Raw genomic sequence first — 19,238 nt, 5'->3', positions numbered from 1 at the left:
TGCGGCGTGCTTGCCGCAGCAGCGGTGTACTCGCGCTCAGCGCGCGCGTGTTACCCCAGCCAGCGCCGTGCGTTCTGGAACACGCGCAGCCACGGGCTGCCGTCGTTCGCATTCCAGCCTTCCGGATGCCAGCTCATCTGCACCGTGCGATGCACCCGCTCGGTGTGCGGCATCAAGACGGTGAAGCGGCCATCCGGCGTTGTCACCGAGGTGATGCCGTCCGGCGAACCGTTCGGGTTGAACGGATACTGCTCGGTAGCCTGGCCACGGTGATCGACAAAGCGCATGGCAACCGCCACCTTCGACGCATCGCCTTGCTGCGAGAAGTCCGCGAAACCTTCGCCGTGCGCCACCGCCACCGGAATGCGCGAGCCCTCCATGCCGGTGAAGAACAGCGACGGCGATGGCTGCACTTCCACCAGCGAGAAGCGCGCTTCGAACTTCTCCGACTTGTTGCGCGTGAACTTCGGCCATGCTTCAGCGCCGGGGATCATCGACGCGAGGCTGCTCATCATCTGGCAACCGTTGCAGATGCCGAGTGCGAACGTGTCCTTGCGGGCAAAGAAGGCCGTGAACATGTCGGCCAGTTGCGCGTTGAAGCGGATCGTCTTCGCCCAGCCCTCGCCTGCACCCAGCACGTCGCCATACGAGAAGCCGCCGCATGCCACCGCGCCGGCAAAATCAGCCAGCGTGGCGCGGCCGGCCAGCAGGTCGCTCATGTGCACGTCGTAGGCGTCGAAACCGGAGCGGTCGAATGCGTACGCGGTTTCGAGGTGCGAGTTGACGCCCTGCTCACGCAGGATCGCCACGCGCGGACGAGCGCCCTTGCCGATAAACGGCGCGGCCACGTCCTGTGCCGGATCGAAGCTCAGTTGCGGCGTGATGCCGGGGTCGGCGGCGTCGAGCAGCGTGTCGTACTCGGCGTCGGCGCAAGCCGGGTTGTCGCGCAGACGCGAGATGCGCCAGCTCACTTCGCTCCACGCGCGCTGCAGTTCGGTGCGCGGCGCTTCGTAGATCTTCTTCGCGTCGCGATAGATTTCGATGGCGTCGCGCTCGTTGATCTTGCCGATCACGTGCGAGCACGCCGACAGGCCATGCTCGCGCAAGGCGGCCAGCACCGCGTCGCGATCCTGCGCACGCACCTGGATCACCGCACCGAGCTCTTCGTTGAACAGCGCGCGGATCGTGCGGTCTTCACGGCGGCCGCTGGTCTGCTTGGCCCAGTCTTTGGCGTCGCCGTAGTCGAACTCGTGATTCGGATCGAGCGTCAGCATGTCGACGTTCAGCGACACCCCCACGTGGCCCGCAAACGCCATTTCGCAGACCGTCGCCCACAGGCCGCCGTCCGAACGGTCATGGTAGGCGAGCAGCTTGCCGTCGCTGTTCAGCGCCTGGATGGCGGCGAAGAAGTGCTTCAGGTCTTCGGCGTCGTCGACGTCCGGCGTCGTGTCGCCGACCTGCTGCGTGACTTGCGCGAGGATACTGCCGCCGAGGCGATGCTTGCCGCGGCCCAGGTCGATCGCGATCAGCACCGAATCGCCCGCCTCGTCGGCGCGGCGCAGTTGCGGCGTCAGATGCCCGCGTACGTCTTCGACCGGCGCGAAGGCCGAGATGATCAGCGAGACCGGCGCAACCACTTCCTTCGCCACGCCCTGGTCTTCCCACTTGGTGCGCATCGACAACGAGTCTTTGCCGACCGGAATGCTGATGCCGAGCGCCGGGCACAGTTCCATGCCGATCGCCTTGACCGTGTCGAACAGCGCGGCATCTTCGCCCGGGCTGCCGCACGCGGCCATCCAGTTGGCGGACAGCTTCAGCTTGTCGAGCGACGCGATCGGCGCGGCGGCGATGTTCGTGACCGCCTCGCCCACCGCCATGCGGCCCGACGCCGGCGGGTTGATGACGGCGAGCGGCGTGCGCTCGGCCATGGTCATCGCTTCGCCGCGGTAGCCCGCGTAGTCCATCGTGGTGATGGCCACGTCGGCCACCGGCACTTGCCACGGGCCGACCATCTGGTCGCGCACCGTCGTGCCGCCCACCGAGCGGTCGCCAATCGTAATCAGGAACGACTTGCTCGCCACAGTCGGGTGACGCAGCACGCTCACCGCCACTTCCGACAGGTTGATGCCGGTGACATCGACCGGCAGCAGCGCAGTCTCGGCGTGCTTCACGTCGCGATGCATGCGCGGCGCCTTGCCGAGCAGCACTTCCATCGGCATATCGACCGGCTGGTGCGCATTGTCGTCTTTTTGCTCGACGTCGATCAGCTTCAACTGGCGTTCGGTCGTTGCCGTGCCGATTACCGCAAACGGGCAGCGCTCGCGCTCGCAGATCGCCTGGAACTCAGGCAGATCGGCCGGGGCAATCGCCAGCACGTAGCGCTCCTGCGCTTCGTTCGACCAGATCTCGCGCGGCGACAAGCCGCTTTCTTCGAGCTGGATCTTGCGCAGCTCGAAAATCGCGCCCTTGCTGGCGCCATCCACCACTTCCGGGAACGCGTTCGACAGACCGCCCGCGCCGACGTCGTGAATGCTCAGGATCGGATTCTTCTCGCCAAGCTGCCAGCAGGCGTTGATGACTTCCTGGGCGCGCCGCTCGATTTCCGGGTTGCCGCGCTGGACCGAGTCGAAGTCGAGCTCAGCGGTATTGGTGCCGGTCGCCATCGAGCTCGCCGCGCCGCCGCCCATGCCGATGCGCATGCCGGGGCCGCCGATCTGGATCAGCAGCGACCCTTCCGGCAGATCGTGCTTGTGGGTGTGCTGATCGGAGATGTTGCCGATGCCGCCCGCGATCATGATCGGCTTGTGATAGCCGCGCACGCGCCCCGCTACGTTCTGCTCGTAGGTGCGGAAGTAGCCGCCCAGGTTCGGCCGGCCGAATTCGTTGTTGAACGCGGCGCCGCCGAGCGGCCCGTCGATCATGATCTGCAGCGGCGAGGCGATGCGGTCCGGGCGACCGTACACGTCCTGCGCATCGGCCGGGTTGCGGTGGCCGACCGGCTGCACGGCGTCACGGGCGTTTTCCCAGGCTTCGCGCGCATCCGGCAGGTCGAGGTTCGACACCGTGAAGCCCGTCAGGCCCGCCTTCGGACGCGCACCGCGGCCGGTTGCGCCTTCGTCGCGGATTTCGCCGCCTGCGCCGGTCGCGGCGCCCGGGAACGGCGAGATCGCGGTCGGGTGGTTGTGCGTCTCCACCTTCATCAGTGTGTGCGTCAGCTCGACGTGACGGCCGTAGTGTTCCGACAGCTCACTCGCGCCGCTGGTCTCGCCCGGCTTGCGCGGGAACCAGCGCTCGGCCATGCCGCCCGCCATGATTGCCGAGTTGTCCGAGTACGCGACGATCGTGCCTTGCGGATTGAGCTTCTCCGTATTGCGGATCATGTTGAACAGCGAGATGTCCTGCTTCTCGCCGTCGATCGTCCATTCCGCGTTGAAAATCTTGTGGCGGCAGTGCTCGCTGTTGGCCTGCGCGAACATCATCAGTTCGACGTCGGTCGGATTACGGCCGAGTTTCGTGAATGCGTCCACCAGATAGTCGATTTCGTCGTCGGCGAGCGCGAGGCCCAGTTCCGTGTTGGCGGTTTCCAGCGCGCCGCGGCCGTGGCCCAACACATCCACGGTTTGCAGCGGCTTGGCCGGCAGTTCGTCGAACAGGTGCATGGCATGGTCGCGCGACGGTGCGACGCTTTCGGTCATGCGGTCGTGCAAGGCGGCGATCACCGCTTCGCGCGCTTCGTCGGACAGGGTCTTCTTGCCACCCAGCAGACCGCTCTTGAGCGTCACCGTATACTCGACGCCGCGCTCGATGCGGCGCAACTGCGTGAGACCGCACAGGTGCGCAATATCCGTCGCCTTGCTGGCCCACGGCGACACCGTGCCGAAACGCGGCACCACGAGGAAAGTCTCGCTCGCGCCACGCTCCTTCGCGTCGACGAACGGATCGCCGTAGTGCATCAGCGCCTCGATCTTCGCGCTGTGTTCAGCCGTAAGCGGCGTCTGGGCGTTGACGAAGTGCAGATACTGACCGCGCACGCCGGTGATATTGGCGTCGATGCGCGTAAGCGTCTCGAGCAGGCGGGTTTGACGGAAATCGGAGAGGGCCGAAGCGCCGGGAAAACACGAGAAGTGGGCCATGGACTTGACGTTGCGTCGATGAGTCGCGCGTGCAGGCGACGTGAGGCGAAAGAGAAGTCCGAGATTATACCCCGTCGGAGCCCCGCCAGCGCCTGTGCCGGTGGCGTTTTACCGGGGCGCGCGGCGCCTTGCCGGCCGATATCGAGATTCGGCGCCGCTTAGCGGGCTGACCGGTTTGACTGCTATCATTCGGCCTTTCATCAGATCGGCGCAGCCACCCTTCGCCTGCGCCGCATGCCACGCATACGGGGAACGCCAGCCAGGCCGCGTTCCGCCGGCAAATCGAATCAATCATGGATGTCATCGTCATTGGCGGCGGAATTGTGGGCGTCGCCACCGCTTATCAACTGCGTGCAGCGGGCCACCGGGTATGCGTGGTCGAACGCCATGCGACGGTCGCGCAAGGTGCGACCTACGGCCATGGCGGCACCGTCCTGCCGACGCCGCTCGACGTCTGGTTCGGGCCAACCTTCATGCAGAGCCGCCACGCCGCCAGAAACGGGGTAATCCGCAAGACCGGCTTTAACGGCGCCGCGCGCCTGTTCGAGCGGCAACTGGCTGCCTGGCAGGAACCGCAGGCCTTCAGCCGCCAATACGGGCTGCTGCGCCCGCTGATCGAAGCCTCGCGCGACACCATGGCCGATATCGAGGCGCGTTTCGGACTCGAATTCGAACAGTCGAGCGGCGTGCTGTACCTCACGCGCTCGCCGCAGGAATGGCAACTGACCCAGCCGGCGCTCGAGTTGCTGCGCCACTACGAAGTCCCGCATCACGTGCTGACACCGGCCGAGTGCGCCGCCTTCGAGCATTCGGTGCCGACCGATCCCGGGTTTGCCGGCGGCGTGCTGTTCGACCAGGAACGCACCGCCAATTGCCCGCTCTTCACCAAGCTCATCAAGCAGACGCTCGATACCCAGGGCGGCGTGCAGTTCATGCTGAACCGCGAAGTCGAGGCCATCCGTCTCGACGGCGCGCGTGCCGCGGTCGAACTGGCGCCGCGGCTGGGCGAAGTCACCTCCCCGCGTGAAGTCGACGTGATCAACGCCGACGCTATCGTGGTCGCGGCCGGCACCGGCAGCCTGCCGCTGCTGGAGCGGCTCGGCCTGCGGGTGCCGCTGCATCCGCTGCGGCTGCATACGCTGTCGGCGCCTATCGCGCATGAGGAATGCGCGCCGCACGTGGCGATCGTCGACGCGGTGAAGCGCATCACCATCACGCGCATGAATCATCGGTTGCGGATTGCCGGGGGCGCCGTGCTGCAAGGCGCGGGCCAGGCCGACAAGCCGCTCTCCGAAGCCGTCACCAAGGACGCGCTGGCCCTGCTCGGCCAGGCCACCCACGACTGGATTCCGGGTGCGGCCAAGATTTCGGCGGCGCTGTCCTGGGATGGGTTGAAGCTGCTCTCGCCGGACGGGCTGCCGCTGGTCGGCAATGCCTTGCATCCGCGTCTGTTCGTCAACGTCGGGCATGGACCGGCGGGCTGGGGGCTGGCCTGCGGAGCGGCCAAACTGGTGGCCGATCTGATCGGCGGTGTCGCACCGGAGCTGCCGGCGGATACGCTGGCGGCCTTGCGGCCGGAGCGATTCCGGCATTGAGACGCCTCGGTGCGGCTTCGCGCCACGCTATGCCGCTTCGCGCTCCTGGCGCGGTTCTATGACGCTCCATGCCGCTTGGGGTTTCCGGGGCGGCTCCGCACGGCTCCATACCGCTTCGGGTACTGAACGCCGGTTGTCCTGCGCCCTGAGCCGAACAGCTTCACCCACCGCGCGCATTCGCACTACCATGGCAGTTCCACGCCCGCCCCGGGCCACCGCTTGACGCCGCCATGACCGAAGCCACACCCGCCACCCGCACGATCGTTACCGAACTTCCGACGCTGCTGGACCCGCACGACCGCCCGCTCGCCCTCCTGAGCGTGGCGGATCTGCGCGCACTCGAAACGGACGCCGCGCGCGGCTTGCCCCCTCATACGCTGATGGCGCGTGCCGGCCATGCCGCGGCGCACTTCCTGCGCGAGCGAATCGCGCAGGAATCCGCGGCGGCGCAGGCAGCGCCTGTCTGGATTGTTGCCGGCCCCGGCAACAACGGCGGCGACGCGCTGGTGGTGGCCGCCGAGTTACAGCGCGCGGGTCTCGCGGTCGAAGTCTGCATGCCGGTCGAAGTCAAACCGGACGACGCCCGTTGGGCGCTCGGCGAAGCACGCGCGGCCGGCGTGCCGATTTCCGCGTCGCCGCCGGCCTCGTTCAAGCACTTTGGCTGGCTGGTCGACGGCATGTTCGGGATCGGCCTTGGCCGCCCGCTCGACGGCGTGTTCGCCACGCTCGCCCAGCAGTTGTCGCAACATGCGAGGCGCCAGGGCCGGGTGCTGGCACTCGATGTGCCTAGCGGCCTCGACAGCGACACCGGCAACGTGGTCGGCAACGGCATCAGCGTGCGCGCCACGCACACCATCACCTTCATCGGCGCAAAACCCGGCCTTTTCACGGCGTCGGGGCGCGACCTGGCCGGCGCGGTGCGCGTCGCGCCGATTGGCGTGGACACGGCGGCCCGCAAGGCGGTTCAGCTCAACGCACCGGCGCTGTTCGCCCCCTTCCTGCCGGCACGCGACTTCTCGACCAACAAAGGCTCGTTCGGCAGCCTGGCGGTGGTCGGCGGCGACACCGGCATGTGCGGCGCACCGATTCTCGCCGCCCGCGCGGCGCTGCACACGGGCGCTGGGAAGATCCACGTCGCGCTGCTCGGCTCCGGCGCCCCGCCCTACGATCCGCCCCATCCCGAACTGATGCTGCACGCCATCGACGATATCCCGCTCGACAAGATGGATGCGCTCGCGATCGGCTGCGGCATGGGTCATCGCGAACGTGCGACCCAGGTGCTGCACGACGTCCTGCCGCTCGCTGTCCCCAAACTGCTCGACGCCGACGCGCTCAACCTGCTGGCGGGGGACGCCACGCTGGCTGCCCAGGTCAGCGTGCGCGGCGCCCAGGGCGATCCGTGCATCCTCACGCCCCACCCGCTCGAAGCGGCGCGCCTGCTCGGCAGCGATGTCCCCGCCGTGCAGCGCGACCGGCTGGCCGCGGCGCGCGCGCTGGCGGCGCGCTTTGCAAGCGTGATCGTGCTCAAGGGGACCGGCACCGTCGTGGCGGCACCGGACGGCCGGCTCGCGGTCAATCCGACCGGCAACGCGGCGCTCGCCACCGGCGGCACGGGCGATGTGCTCGGCGGCATCATCGGCGCCTTGCTGGCGCAGCGCTTGCCGCCTTACGAGGCGGCGCTGGCGGGCGTCTATCTGCACGGCCTTGCCGCCGACACGCTCACCGCGCAGGGCGACGGCCCCGCAGGGCTGACGGCGGGGGAACTGGCGCCGATGGTTCGCAAGCTGCTGAACCGGATGTTCTATCCGGCGCACGGATGATCCGCGTGGCGGCGGGAACCGGCTGCCTCGCCCGGTCCTGCCTGCCTACCTCGCTCGATCCTGCCTACGCCATTATCCAAGTCCCTGCCCGCTTCTCGCCAAGGCCGCTATACTGAATGACTGCGCTGGCCGGCCGGGAGCCGTTGCGAACCCGTGTAGCCCGGCAGCGCGCCCGAGCATTTCACCGGCTGCGCTTTGCGCACTGCCTTTCTCTCGTGCCCCTTCGTTAGACGGACGATCATGACGTTGAACTCGCTCCCTGCCTGGTCCTCGCTGCAAGCCCATTACGAACAGATTCGCAATGCGCATATGCGCGACTGGTTCGCCCCCGCGAACGATCCCGCCCCAACCCGAGCCGAACGCTTCGCGTTTGCCGGCGGCGGTCTAGCGGCCGATTTCTCGAAGAACCGCATCACCGACGAAACCCTCAAGCTGCTCGTGCAACTGGCCCGTGAAGCCGGCGTCGAAAAACGCCGCGACGCGATGTTCGCGGGCGAAGTCGTCAACCCGACCGAAGGCCGCGCCGCGCTGCATACCGCATTGCGCGCCACCGACCCGAACGCGCCGTTCCATGCCCAGGTCGCAGCCGAGCGCGCAAAGATGGCCGCGTTCGCCGATCAGGTACGCAGCGGCGCATGGACCGGCTACACCGGCAAGCGGATTCGCTATGTGGTGAACATCGGCATCGGCGGCTCGGATCTCGGTCCCAAGATGGTCGTGCACGCGCTGCACCACCTCGCCACGCCTGAGATCACGAGCCACTTCGTCTCGAACGTCGACGGCGCCGATCTGTACCGCGTCATACAGGAGATCGATCCGGAGGAGACGCTCGCCATCATCGTCTCGAAGACTTTCACCACGCTCGAAACCATGACCAACGCGCGTTCGCTGCGCGACTGGTTCATCGAGAAAGGCTGTCCCGAAAGCGCGCTGGCGAAGCACTTCGTCGGCGTGTCGGCCAACCCGGCCGAGGTCGTCAAGTTCGGTATCGCCAAAGAAAATGTCTTCGAGATGTGGGACTGGGTGGGCGGCCGCTATTCGCTGTGGTCGGCCGTCGGCCTGTCGATCATGATCGCGATCGGCCCGAAGCAGTTCGACGAACTGCTCGCCGGTGCGAACGAGATGGATCAGCACTTCCGCGATGCGCCGCTCGAGCGCAATCTGCCGGTGCTGCTCGGCATGATCGGCATCTGGTATCGCAACTTCTTCGGCTCGCAAAGCTATCTGGTGGCGCCGTACTCCGAAGCGCTGCACTATCTGCCGTCCTATCTGCAGCAACTGGAGATGGAGAGCAACGGCAAGTCCGCGCGGCTGGACGGTGCGACGGTCGACTATCCGACCTCCGCGGTAACGTGGGGCGAACCAGGCACGAATGGCCAGCATGCGTTCTTCCAGATGCTGCACCAGGGCCCGACAATCGTGCCGATCGACTTCATCGCCGTGCTCACGCCCGAGCATCCGCTCGTGAGCCATCATCCGAAGCTGCTGGCGAACTGCTTCGCGCAAAGCGAAGCGCTGATGCTCGGCCGTACGCTGGAAGAAGCGAAGAAAGTGGCCGGCCCCGACAAGCCGGAGCTGGCGCCGCACCTGGTGTTCCCGGGCAACCGTCCAACCAGCACGCTGCTGGTCGAGGCGCTGACCGCGCGTTCGCTCGGCGCGCTGATCGCGCTGTATGAACACAAGGTGCTGGTGCAGGCCTCGGTGTGGAACATCAACCCGTTCGATCAATGGGGCGTCGAGCTTGGCAAGATTCTCGGCAAGGTGGTCGAGGCCGATCTGACCGCGGCGAGCGTCGATGCGGCGAAGCACGACTCGTCGACCTCGGCGTTGATCGCACGCGCCCGGGCGGCGTTGAAGCGTTGAGTGGGCAAGTAGTCGTTGGCGTCAGGCGACGGATCGTAGCGGGTCGCCTGTTTCGACCGCTCAAGGTGTGAAGAAGCGATGAAGCGGGCCATGCGTGGCCCGCTTTTTTTGCGCGCGTGCTCTGCCTAAGCCCTGGCCTTAGGCGAGGCGCCCCGCTTCGATCGTCACTGTGGTATCGCATCGGCGCGCGAGTTCGATATCGTGCGTGACGAGAATCAAGGTGGCGCCGTTGGCCCGGTTCATCTCGAACATCAGATCGATCACGGCATGCCCAGTGGCCGCATCGAGACTGCCGGTCGGCTCATCAGCAAAGAGAATCGCCGGATGCGTGACGAACGCACGCGCGAGCGCAACGCGCTGCTGCTCGCCGCCCGAGAGCAGCTTGGGGTAGTGGCGCGTGCGCTGCCCCAATCCAACCTGTTCGAGCAGCCCGCGCGCCCGCGCCGCCGCATCACGCGTGGCAATGCCGCCTTGCAGTTCGAGCGGCAAGGTCACGTTCTCGAGCGCCGTCAGATGCGGCATCAGCTGAAACGACTGAAACACAAAGCCAACCGAGCCGTTGCGCAACGCGGCGCGCTCGTCCTCGCTCAAGGTGGTGAGCTCCTGACCGAGCAGACGAACCGACCCGGAGGTCGCGCTGTCCAAGCCTGCTAGCAGACCCAGCAGCGTGGACTTGCCGGACCCGGATGCACCGACAATTGCCACACTGCTGCCGCCTTCGATGGAAAGATCGATATGATCCAGAATCGTCAGCTCGCCCGTTGCATCCTTAACCCTCTTACACAACCCCCGCACTTCGATGACTGGATCAGTTTTCTTTTGCATGGTGAGGCGTAGGTTGAAAGTGCGCCTTGCGCTGCGCGCCGCCGCGTTGAACACAGCCCTGGGCCTCGCCGTGATGGCCGCGGCCATTCCCGCGGTCATTCCGTTTGCGGCCCATGCCGCCAATTCCGTCAATCCGCCCGAGGCGGCCAAACCTGTCATCGTCGTGCTCGGCGACAGCATCTCCGCCGAGTACGGACTGCCGCGCGATACCGGCTGGGTGGCGCTGATGCGCCAGCGTCTCGCTAGCGAGCGAATCGATTATAGCGTTGCGAACGCAAGCATCAGCGGCGACACGACAAGCGGTGGACGTGCGCGGATGCCCGAGCTGATGCAACGGCTCAAGCCCAGCATCGTGATCGTCGAACTGGGCGCCAACGACGCGTTGCGCGGCGTCCCGCTCGCGACCACCGAAGACAACTTGCGCACGATCATCGAACAGGCGCAACAGGGTCATGCAAAGGTCGTGCTGATCGGCATGTACGTGCCGCCCAATTACGGCCCCGACTACACACAAAAGTTCCATGGCGTGTACGAGCAGTTGTCGAAGGAATTCCACCTGCCGCTCGTGCCGTTCCTGCTCGCGGGTATCGCGGACAAGCCGGAGATGTTCCAGTCCGACCAGATCCATCCGACGCAGCAGGCACAGGGAGTGCTACTCAATAACGTGTGGCCGACACTCAAACCCCTGCTCAACGCCAGCTCCTCACACTGACAAGCTTCTTACAACTTGTTGCGAACAACCGGGGAACAGGCGTAGGGGATGTCGATCCGACATTGACGCTATCCGCGTAACCCGGCTCGTTCCGAGCGCTTTTGTGAGGAGATAACGTGAAATACTTACCGCTTATCGCTTTTACCGTGGCAATGTCTGCCTGCGCCGCTCAACCGCCGGCTGGCGTCCAGTCCGTTGGACAAAGCCAGCAACCGCCCAAGGCCGTTGCGCAATGTATCGCCCAGAAGTGGGCTGACGGCTCGCAGCAGCAAGTCGTCTCGCAAGACACCATGGCAAACGACCAGGCACTCGACGTGTATGTACCGGGTCAGCAGCCGCCTACCGGCGCGGCCGCAGTGGTACGCCCGGCGTACACCGGCACGGGCTCATGGGTGGGCTTTCGCGCCAACGGCGGTGCCGGCAGCGACGCAACCGGCGCGATCACGGCTTGCCTCTAAGCCTCCATTCACCCCATCCGGCGGCAGATGCGCCGGAAAAGAAAAACCCCGCAATTGCGGGGTTTTTTTGCTCGTGAGCCTATGCTCTTGAGTCGAGACGCTCGCCGCTCACACGGCGGCGGCCCTCGGTGCCGCGCGATCAGTCACCGCCCGATTGCGCGCTATCCAGCGAGCCATAGAACTTGACCTTCGAGCGGGCGCGCAACGCTTCGACATACGCGCCGACCTCGGACTGCGCCTCGGTCTGCGCAATCTCCTGTTGCGCGGCGGCGAGACGCCGCGGATCGATCGGCGCACCGGGCAGCACTGCGTTCACGCGATACACCGCATAACCCGCATCGCCGAGATCGACACCGACATAGGCTGGCAATTTTTGCGAATCAGCCTTGTAGATTGCACTCAGTGCGGCGACCGGCAAACCCTGTGCATCGTTGCGCGAAACCTTCAGCGGCGCCGAGAAGCCCGTGGTCGCATTCGACTTCTGCAACTCAGCCAGTTTGGCAACGCCGTCCTTGTGTGCCATCTCGTCGGCCTGCACTGCGATCACCTTCTGACGCACAGCGTCCTTGATGGTGTCGAGCGCAGGCACGGCCGTCGGCTTGTAATCGGTGACGTGCGCGGCGATCAAGGTGCTGTTGCCGACATCGATAGCTTGCGTGTTGTTATGTGCCTGCACCGAGTCATTCGCAAACACCGCTGCGAGGAACTTCGGATTATTCAGCGGGCTATCCGGCGGCAACGCTGCGCTCGGCTGCGGCGTGACCGTGGCCGTCTGGACCTGCAGCTTGTATTTGTCCGCAGCGGGCTGAAGGCTCTTGGCCTTTTCATAGACAAGCGATGTGAAGCCGTCCGAATCGTCCGTGAATGCCTTGGCGGCCAGTTGCGCCTTCAGGTCCTTGGCGATCGCGTCCTTTACCGTGTCGAACGGCTGCGTGACCGACGGCTTTACATCCGTTGCCTTCAGGATCAGCAAGCCCACGTCGGTCGGCACGACATCGCTGATCTCATCCTTCTTCAGCTTGAACGCCGCATCGTCGAACGCCTGGCCGCCGGCCATCATGCCGCGGCCGAAATAGCCCAGATCGCCACCCTTCGAGGCCGAGGCCGGGTCCTGCGAATTCTGCTCGGCAATCTTCGCGAAGTCGTCCGGATGCGCCTTCACTTGCGCCAGCAATGCATCTGCCTTCTGCTTCGCCTTGGCCTTGTCGTCCGCGCTCGCATTCGGCGCCACGGAGATCAGGATCAAGCTCGCGCGCATTTGCGCAGCGGTCTGATAGTGCGTGATGTTGTCTTCGTAATATTTCTTGAGATCGTCGTCTGTGGGCTGCATGCCCGCAGCCAGCGCGGCCGGCGACATCACCAGATATTGAATGGTGGCCGTGGCGGGCGTCGCGAAGTCATTGCGATGCGCATCGTAGTACGCCTGCAATTGCGCGTCCGTAGGCTGCACCTTCGCGATGTAGTCGTGCGGATTGAATGCGAGCCCCTGCACTTCACGTTGCTGTTCAGCGAGTCCAGTGAGCGTTTGTGCGAGCGTCTTCGACGTGAAGGCGCTGCCCTCGATACTGCTCGGCAACTGCTGGGTGGCCAATGTATAACGCACGCGCTCATCATATTGATCGGGCGTCATGCCTTGCATGGCGAGCAGTTCCTTGTAGCGGTTCACGTCGATCGAACCGTCAGGATTCTTGAGCGACGAGATAACCGGATCGCTCAGCAAGGTGCGGCGCACCGCGTCGTCGGAAGCGGTCAGATGCAGACGCTGCGTTTCGTCAGCCAGCACGCGCTGCTCGATCAGGCCGTCGAGCATCTGCTTGCGGCGCTCCGGCGTATCGAACATCTTCGAGTCGAACTGGGCGCCGAGCATCTGACGTGCGCGGTTCAGTTGTTGACGCATCGCGTCGTCGTACTCGGCACGAGTGATCTTATGCCCGTTGACGCTGGCGACGTTTGCACTTTCGTCAAAGAAGCCGCGGAAGCCTTGAATACCCACAAAACCCAGCCCCGGCACGATGACGAGGATGAGCATGAACATCATCAGGCGTTTGTGATTGCGGAAGAAATCGAGCATGCGTTAAGGATGCCAAAAACGGAACGCCCGATATTACAACAGCGGGCAATAAAAAAGGCGAACCGGAGTTCGCCTTTCAAGGATACTGGCGGAGTGGACGGGACTCGAACCCGCGACCCCCGGCGTGACAGGCCGGTATTCTAACCGACTGAACTACCACTCCTTATACTGCATGTGTGCTGCCTAAGTACTGCATGCCGAACCGGAAACTGGTGGGTGCTGAGAGGCTCGAACTCCCGACCTACGCCTTGTAAGGGCGCCGCTCTACCAACTGAGCTAAGCACCCGCTTCGCGATTCTGCCAACTGCTTTTCTGCCGCTTCAAGTCGCACCGCGCTTCTCGATTACTACCGGGTTTTCAACTGACTCTCAAATCATCTTAAGCCAGCATCCTGCCCCACGCGAATCGCGTTACCCTCATGCAGCAAGTCGATTAGTTTAGCGCATCTTTCAGCGCTTTGCCAGGCCTAAATTTAGGTACCTTGGCTGCCTTGATCTTGATCGCCGCTCCCGTGCGCGGATTGCGTCCCGTGCGTGCCGTGCGCTTACCGACTGCGAACGTCCCGAAACCGACCAGCGTGACCGAACCACCCTTCTTCAACGTCCCTTTGACTCCACCGATCACAGCATCTAGCGCACGCCCCGCCGCCGCTTTCGAAATATCGGCCTGTTGTGCGATGTGATCGATCAATTCCGTTTTATTCATTCCAACCCCCGAGAATATTATTGGGCAATCGTGATGGCGCGCCATTGCGCCGGGTACCAACGCAGCACGGCACGAATGCCGGGCCAACCCATTAGAATTGGCCGAAACCCTTGTGTCAAGCGGGGTTGCGCCGGATTCGAGAGACTCCGCGACGGGCGATTGATAACCAAATCTTGCAGTCGCCAGGTGCACTGACAGCCGATTCGTTTGGTAATCCCGTTTGGCAATCCAATTACTGGGATAACGCTCGCCAGAACAACGCGATCCGCGCCGGACAGATAATAAAAAACCCGCGGACATGCCGCGGGTTTTCGTTTGACGCGCAGACGAAGCTGCAAGCCGATTTAGTGCTTCACGACTTCCGTTGCGGCCTCTTTGCCTGGCTCAGCCGCGACAGGCGTGGCGGCCTTCGGCTCTTCTTCCGGCAACGGTGCGGGCACACGTTCGAGCGCGAGTTCGAGAACCTTGTCGATCCAGCGGACCGGCACGATTTCAATCGCGTTCTTCACGTTGTCCGGAATCTCCGTCAGATCCTTGACGTTTTCCTCCGGGATCAGCACCAGCTTGATGCCGCCGCGATGCGCTGCGAGCAGCTTTTCCTTCAGGCCGCCAATCGGCAAGACCTCGCCACGCAGCGTGATTTCGCCCGTCATCGCGACGTCGGCACGCACCGGAATACCGGTCAGCACCGACACCAGCGCGGTCGTCATCGCGATGCCGGCGGACGGACCATCCTTCGGCGTCGCGCCTTCCGGCACGTGGATGTGAATGTCCTGCTTCTCGAACGCTTCGTCCTTGACACCCAGACGACGTGAACGCGACCGGACCACGGTGCGCGCGGCTTCGACGGATTCCTTCATCACGTCGCCCAGCGAACCCGTGCGAGTCACATTGCCCTTGCCCGGCATCACGGCAGCTTCAATGGTCAGCAGATCGCCGCCCACTTCCGTCCACGCGAGACCCGTAACCTGGCCAACCTGGTTTTCCTTCGCGGCCAGACCGAAGTCGTACTTGCGCACGCCAAGGAATGTGTCGAGATTGCCACCGTCAACCTTCACGGCGCCTTCCGCCTTCTTCAGCAGAAGCATCTTCACGACCTTGCGGCAGATCTTCGAAATTTCACGCTCGAGCGAACGCACACCCGCTTCACGCGTGTAGTAACGAATGATGTCGCGGATTGCGGTTTCCGTGACGTCGACCTCGCCTTCCTTCAGGCCGTTGTTCTTCTTCTGCTTCGGCAACAGATAGCGTTGCGCGATGCTGACCTTCTCGTCTTCCGTGTAACCCGACAGACGGATCACTTCCATCCGGTCGAGCAGCGGCGGCGGGATATTCAGCGAGTTCGACGTCGCCACGAACATCACGTCCGACAGGTCGAAATCGACTTCGACGTAGTGGTCGGCGAACGTATGGTTCTGTTCCGGATCGAGCACTTCCAGCAGCGCCGAAGACGGGTCGCCGCGGAAATCCTGCCCCATCTTGTCGACTTCGTCGAGCAGGAAGAGCGGATTGCGCACGCCGACCTTGGTCAGGCTTTGCAGGATCTTGCCGGGCATCGAACCGATGTACGTGCGGCGGTGACCGCGAATCTCAGCCTCGTCACGCACGCCACCGAGTGCCATGCGCACGAACTTGCGATTCGTTGCGCGCGCAATCGATTGACCCAGCGACGTCTTACCGACACCCGGAGGCCCAACGAGGCAGAGGATCGGCGCTTTGACCTTGTCCACGCGTTGCTGGACCGCAAGATATTCGAGAATGCGTTCTTTGACTTTCTCAAGACCGAAGTGGTCTTCGTCGAGCACGCGTTCCGCATTCGAGAGGTCGTTGTTGACCTTGCTCTTCTTGCGCCACGGCAAGCCGATCAGCGTGTCGATATAGTTGCGCACGACGGTCGCTTCAGCCGACATCGGCGACATCAGCTTGAGCTTTTTCAGCTCGGCGTCGGCCTTCTTCTTGGCTTCCTTCGGCATGCGCGCGGCGGTGATGCGCTTCTCGAGCTCTTCGAGATCCGCACCCTCTTCGCCTTCGCCCAGTTCCTTCTGGATGGCCTTGACCTGCTCGTTCAGGTAGTACTCGCGCTGGCTCTTCTCCATCTGGCGTTTGACACGCCCGCGGATGCGCTTTTCCACCTGCAGGATGTCGATCTCGGCTTCGAGTTGCGCGAGCAGATGCTCGAGGCGCTCGATGACCGGGAACATCTCGAGGATGTGTTGCTTCTGGTCGAGCTTGAGCGGCAGATGCGCTGCAATCGTGTCGGCCAGACGGCCGGCTTCGTCGATGCCCGACAGCGAAGTCAGAATCTCCGGAGGGATCTTCTTGTTCAGCTTCACATACTGGTCGAACTGCGACACGATCGCGCGGCGCAGCGCTTCAGTTTCAGCGCTGTCGGCGTGGTCGGGTTCGAGCGGCATGACTTCGCACGAAAACTGGGTTTCCTGCTCTTCGATCGAGAGCGTCTTCGCGCGCTGCAAGCCTTCGACGAGCACCTTCACGGTGCCGTCCGGCAGCTTCAGCATTTGCAGGATGTTGGCAATACACCCTACTTCGTACATGTCCTTTTCGGTCGGCTCATCTTTTGCAGCCGTCTTTTGGGCGACCAGCATGATGTGCTTGCCGCCTTCCATTGCTGCTTCGAGAGCCTTGATCGACTTCGGGCGGCCTACGAAGAGCGGAATCACCATGTGCGGGAAAACGACTACATCACGCAGCGGGAGCAGCGGGAGCGTAGTGCGTTCCGGCGGGAGGAGTTGGGTTCCTGACATTTCATTTCCCCATGAGTGGTATCAGTTCGTTCGATAGGTGAGGCCTGCTAAAACGATTACAAGGCCTCCGCGTGTGGGAAAAGTTCAGTGACTCCAATGGAAACACAACCATCCTAACCCAAGATAAACAAAAAAGCCGTTCACGTTGCCATGAACGGCTTCTTTTGCAGAACTCGTAAAGCCGATCAATTCGAACCCGCGACCTTCGGCGCGTCTTCGTAGATCAGCAGCGGTTTGCCGTCGCCATCGATGACATTGTCGTCGATGATGACCTTGCTAACGCCTTTCATTGCCGGCAACTCGTACATCACGTCGAGCAATGCCTGCTCCAGGATCGAACGCAGACCACGCGCGCCCGTCTTGCGACGGATTGCCTTGCGAGCCACGGCCTGCAATGCACCCGGACGAATCTCGAGCTCGACGCGTTCCATGTTGAACAGCTTGTGGTACTGCTTCACAAGCGCGTTCTTCGGTTCGACGAGAATCTTCATGAGCGCCGCTTCGTCGAGCTTGCCGAGCGTGGCGACTACCGGCAGACGGCCGATCAGCTCAGGAATCAGCCCGAACTTGATCAGATCTTCCGGCTCCACCTCGCGCAGTACTTCGCCCGCGTCACGGTCCTGCTTGCTTTTGACACTGGCCCCAAAACCGATACCGGTCTTTTCCGTACGGTCGACGATAACCTTTTCAAGGCCGTCGAACGCGCCGCCGCAAATAAACAGGATATTGGTAGTGTCGACCTGGATGAAGTCCTGGTTCGGATGCTTACGGCCACCTTGCGGCGGCACCGACGCCATCGTGCCTTCGACCAGCTTGAGCAGCGCTTGCTGGACACCCTCGCCCGACACGTCGCGGGTGATGGAGGGGTTGTCCGACTTGCGGCTGATCTTGTCGATTTCGTCGATGTAGACAATCCCGCGCTGGGCCTTGTCGACTTCGTAATTGCAGTTCTGCAGGAGCTTCTGGATGATGTTCTCGACGTCTTCACCGACATAGCCGGCTTCCGTCAGCGTCGTTGCGTCGGCAATGACAAACGGGACGTTCAGAAGGCGCGCAAGCGTCTGCGCGAGCAAGGTCTTGCCGGAACCGGTCGGTCCGATCAGCAGGATGTTGCTCTTCGACAGCTCGATTTCATCCTTCTTGTCGAGGTGCTTGAGGCGCTTGTAGTGGTTGTAAACGGCCACTGCAAGGATCTTCTTGGCGCGTTCCTGCCCGATCACGTACTGATCGAGAATTTCGCGGATTTCCTGCGGACTCGGCAGATCGGACTTGGACAAGCCCGCTTCAATGCCCGCGCCTGCCGCCTCGTCACGGATGATTTCGTTGCACAGGTCGATACATTCATCACAGATGAATACCGACGGGCCTGCAATCAGCTTTTTGACTTCATGCTGGCTCTTGCCGCAGAACGAGCAATACAACAGCTTTTCGCTGTTAGAACCTTTTTTGTCCGCCATAGATGTGTGAGCCTCCGGACACTCGATTACATGATACGCCGTTTGCCCCTGCCTCGCAGTTGGGGCGAATGAGCAGAAGCAGTGACGGCGCTTGCCGCAGGCGTTTGGACGAGTCTAATTATTTCACACCATAAACGCGGTCGTTCTCGCCCTCAAAAAAGGGCGAAAACGCGCCGCCTTACGGACGCTTGTGCAGCACCTGGTCGACCAGACCGTACGCCTGGGCGTCGTCGCCGGACATGAAATTGTCGCGGTCGGTGTCGCGGGCGATACGTTCGACCGGCTGGCCGGTGTGATGCGACAGCAGTTGATTCAGCCGTTCCTTCAGATACAGGATTTCACGCGCCTGGATTTCAATGTCCGATGCCTGACCGCGCGCGCCGCCCAGCGGCTGGTGAATCATCACCCGCGCGTTCGGCAACGCGAAGCGCTTGCCCTTCGCGCCGGCCGCCAGCAGGAACGCGCCCATACTGGCCGCGAGGCCCATGCACAGCGTGGATACGTCCGGCTTGATGAATTGCATCGTATCGTAGATCGCCATCCCGGCCGAAACCGAGCCGCCCGGGCTGTTGATGTAAAAGCTGATGTCCTTGTCCGGGTTTTCGCTTTCGAGGAACAGCAACTGCGCGACAACCAGGTTAGCCGTCTGGTCGTTCACTTCACCGACCAGAAACACCACGCGCTCCTTCAGCAGGCGCGAGTAGATGTCATACGAACGCTCGCCGCGTCCGCTCGTTTCCACGACGATCGGCACGAGTCCGAGCGCCTGCGCTTCGAGATCCCGCGACGACTGGGAGGTCAACGTGTCCAGCATTTGGGCGCGAAAGGTCATGC

At 63.4% G+C, this 19,238-nt stretch carries 12 protein-coding genes and 2 tRNA genes; 5 read left to right on the top strand and 9 right to left on the bottom strand.

Annotation, left to right across the window (positions count from 1 at the left end):
* Positions 1–50: 50 nt before the first annotated feature.
* Entirely contained in the window at positions 51–4,133 is a 4,083-nt protein-coding gene (gene purL, locus FFS45_RS33380; protein WP_137958902.1) for a phosphoribosylformylglycinamidine synthase, read from the bottom strand.
* A 293-nt stretch (positions 4,134–4,426) separates the two neighbouring features.
* Between purL and FFS45_RS33375 the strand changes: the two genes are divergently transcribed.
* The 3 genes from FFS45_RS33375 to pgi all read left to right on the top strand — a co-directional run bounded on the left by FFS45_RS33375 (position 4,427) and on the right by pgi (position 9,411).
* A complete protein-coding gene (locus FFS45_RS33375) occupies positions 4,427–5,728 on the top strand; it encodes an FAD-dependent oxidoreductase (protein WP_137958901.1) in 1,302 nt (433 codons plus the stop codon).
* Positions 5,729–5,958: 230 nt separating this feature from the next.
* Complete coding sequence (locus FFS45_RS33370; protein ID WP_137958900.1) at positions 5,959–7,548, top strand: NAD(P)H-hydrate dehydratase; 1,590 nt, start codon at positions 5,959–5,961, stop codon at positions 7,546–7,548.
* A 240-nt stretch (positions 7,549–7,788) separates the two neighbouring features.
* Positions 7,789–9,411 (top strand): glucose-6-phosphate isomerase, encoded by a 1,623-nt coding sequence (gene pgi, locus FFS45_RS33365; RefSeq protein WP_137958899.1) that lies wholly within the window; start codon positions 7,789–7,791, stop codon positions 9,409–9,411.
* A gap of 138 nt (positions 9,412–9,549) precedes the next feature.
* On the opposite strand, the gene FFS45_RS33360 is transcribed toward pgi, so the two are convergent.
* Positions 9,550–10,236 (bottom strand): ABC transporter ATP-binding protein, encoded by a 687-nt coding sequence (locus FFS45_RS33360; RefSeq protein WP_137958898.1) that lies wholly within the window; start codon positions 10,234–10,236, stop codon positions 9,550–9,552.
* On the opposite strand from FFS45_RS33360, the gene FFS45_RS33355 reads away from it, so the two are divergent.
* Complete coding sequence (locus FFS45_RS33355; RefSeq protein WP_137958897.1) at positions 10,235–10,948, top strand: arylesterase; 714 nt, start codon at positions 10,235–10,237, stop codon at positions 10,946–10,948. The genes FFS45_RS33360 and FFS45_RS33355 overlap by 2 nt on opposite strands.
* Before the next feature lie 116 nt (positions 10,949–11,064).
* Positions 11,065–11,406 (top strand): hypothetical protein, encoded by a 342-nt coding sequence (locus FFS45_RS33350; RefSeq protein WP_137958896.1) that lies wholly within the window; start codon positions 11,065–11,067, stop codon positions 11,404–11,406.
* 139 nt (positions 11,407–11,545) lie between these two features.
* Here FFS45_RS33350 and FFS45_RS33345 read toward each other — a convergent pair whose 3' ends face one another.
* From FFS45_RS33345 to clpP, 7 genes are all read right to left on the bottom strand, one after another.
* Positions 11,546–13,477 carry a SurA N-terminal domain-containing protein gene (locus FFS45_RS33345; protein ID WP_137958895.1) on the bottom strand — a complete coding sequence of 644 codons (1,932 nt, stop codon included), beginning with the start codon at positions 13,475–13,477 and terminating at the stop codon, positions 11,546–11,548.
* A gap of 86 nt (positions 13,478–13,563) precedes the next feature.
* Positions 13,564–13,640 (bottom strand) — tRNA-Asp (locus FFS45_RS33340).
* A 47-nt stretch (positions 13,641–13,687) separates the two neighbouring features.
* Positions 13,688–13,763, bottom strand: a tRNA-Val gene (locus FFS45_RS33335).
* A gap of 146 nt (positions 13,764–13,909) precedes the next feature.
* Positions 13,910–14,182 (bottom strand): HU family DNA-binding protein, encoded by a 273-nt coding sequence (locus FFS45_RS33330; RefSeq protein ID WP_007585907.1) that lies wholly within the window; start codon positions 14,180–14,182, stop codon positions 13,910–13,912.
* A gap of 344 nt (positions 14,183–14,526) precedes the next feature.
* A complete protein-coding gene (gene lon, locus FFS45_RS33325) occupies positions 14,527–16,947 on the bottom strand; it encodes an endopeptidase La (protein ID WP_137958894.1) in 2,421 nt (806 codons plus the stop codon).
* Positions 16,948–17,132: 185 nt separating this feature from the next.
* A complete protein-coding gene (clpX, locus tag FFS45_RS33320) occupies positions 17,133–18,404 on the bottom strand; it encodes an ATP-dependent Clp protease ATP-binding subunit ClpX (protein WP_074298724.1) in 1,272 nt (423 codons plus the stop codon).
* A 178-nt stretch (positions 18,405–18,582) separates the two neighbouring features.
* Positions 18,583–19,236 (bottom strand): ATP-dependent Clp endopeptidase proteolytic subunit ClpP, encoded by a 654-nt coding sequence (gene clpP / locus FFS45_RS33315; RefSeq protein ID WP_137958893.1) that lies wholly within the window; start codon positions 19,234–19,236, stop codon positions 18,583–18,585.
* Positions 19,237–19,238: the final 2 nt, after the last annotated feature.

The sequence above is a fragment of the Burkholderia sp. 4M9327F10 genome, from assembly GCF_005503145.1.
In the GTDB taxonomy this organism is placed as follows: domain Bacteria; phylum Pseudomonadota; class Gammaproteobacteria; order Burkholderiales; family Burkholderiaceae; genus Paraburkholderia.
The sequence above is the reverse complement of the archived record's forward strand: the minus strand, read 5'-3'. Positions and strand labels throughout refer to the sequence as shown.

What these genes read in the sequence shown, in the direction of transcription:
- pgi (WP_137958899.1), top strand. Translation starts at nt 7,789, where the DNA reads ATGACGTTGAACTCGCTCCCTGCCTGGTCCTCGCTGCAAGCCCATTAC.
- clpX (WP_074298724.1), bottom strand. Translation starts at nt 18,404, where the DNA reads ATGGCGGACAAAAAAGGTTCTAACAGCGAAAAGCTGTTGTATTGCTCG.
- FFS45_RS33330 (WP_007585907.1), bottom strand. Translation starts at nt 14,182, where the DNA reads ATGAATAAAACGGAATTGATCGATCACATCGCACAACAGGCCGATATT.
- FFS45_RS33345 (WP_137958895.1), bottom strand. Translation starts at nt 13,477, where the DNA reads ATGCTCGATTTCTTCCGCAATCACAAACGCCTGATGATGTTCATGCTC.
- FFS45_RS33360 (WP_137958898.1), bottom strand. Translation starts at nt 10,236, where the DNA reads ATGCAAAAGAAAACTGATCCAGTCATCGAAGTGCGGGGGTTGTGTAAG.
- clpP (WP_137958893.1), bottom strand. Translation starts at nt 19,236, where the DNA reads ATGACCTTTCGCGCCCAAATGCTGGACACGTTGACCTCCCAGTCGTCG.
- lon (WP_137958894.1), bottom strand. Translation starts at nt 16,947, where the DNA reads ATGTCAGGAACCCAACTCCTCCCGCCGGAACGCACTACGCTCCCGCTG.
- FFS45_RS33355 (WP_137958897.1), top strand. Translation starts at nt 10,235, where the DNA reads ATGGTGAGGCGTAGGTTGAAAGTGCGCCTTGCGCTGCGCGCCGCCGCG.
- purL (WP_137958902.1), bottom strand. Translation starts at nt 4,133, where the DNA reads ATGGCCCACTTCTCGTGTTTTCCCGGCGCTTCGGCCCTCTCCGATTTC.
- FFS45_RS33375 (WP_137958901.1), top strand. Translation starts at nt 4,427, where the DNA reads ATGGATGTCATCGTCATTGGCGGCGGAATTGTGGGCGTCGCCACCGCT.
- FFS45_RS33370 (WP_137958900.1), top strand. Translation starts at nt 5,959, where the DNA reads ATGACCGAAGCCACACCCGCCACCCGCACGATCGTTACCGAACTTCCG.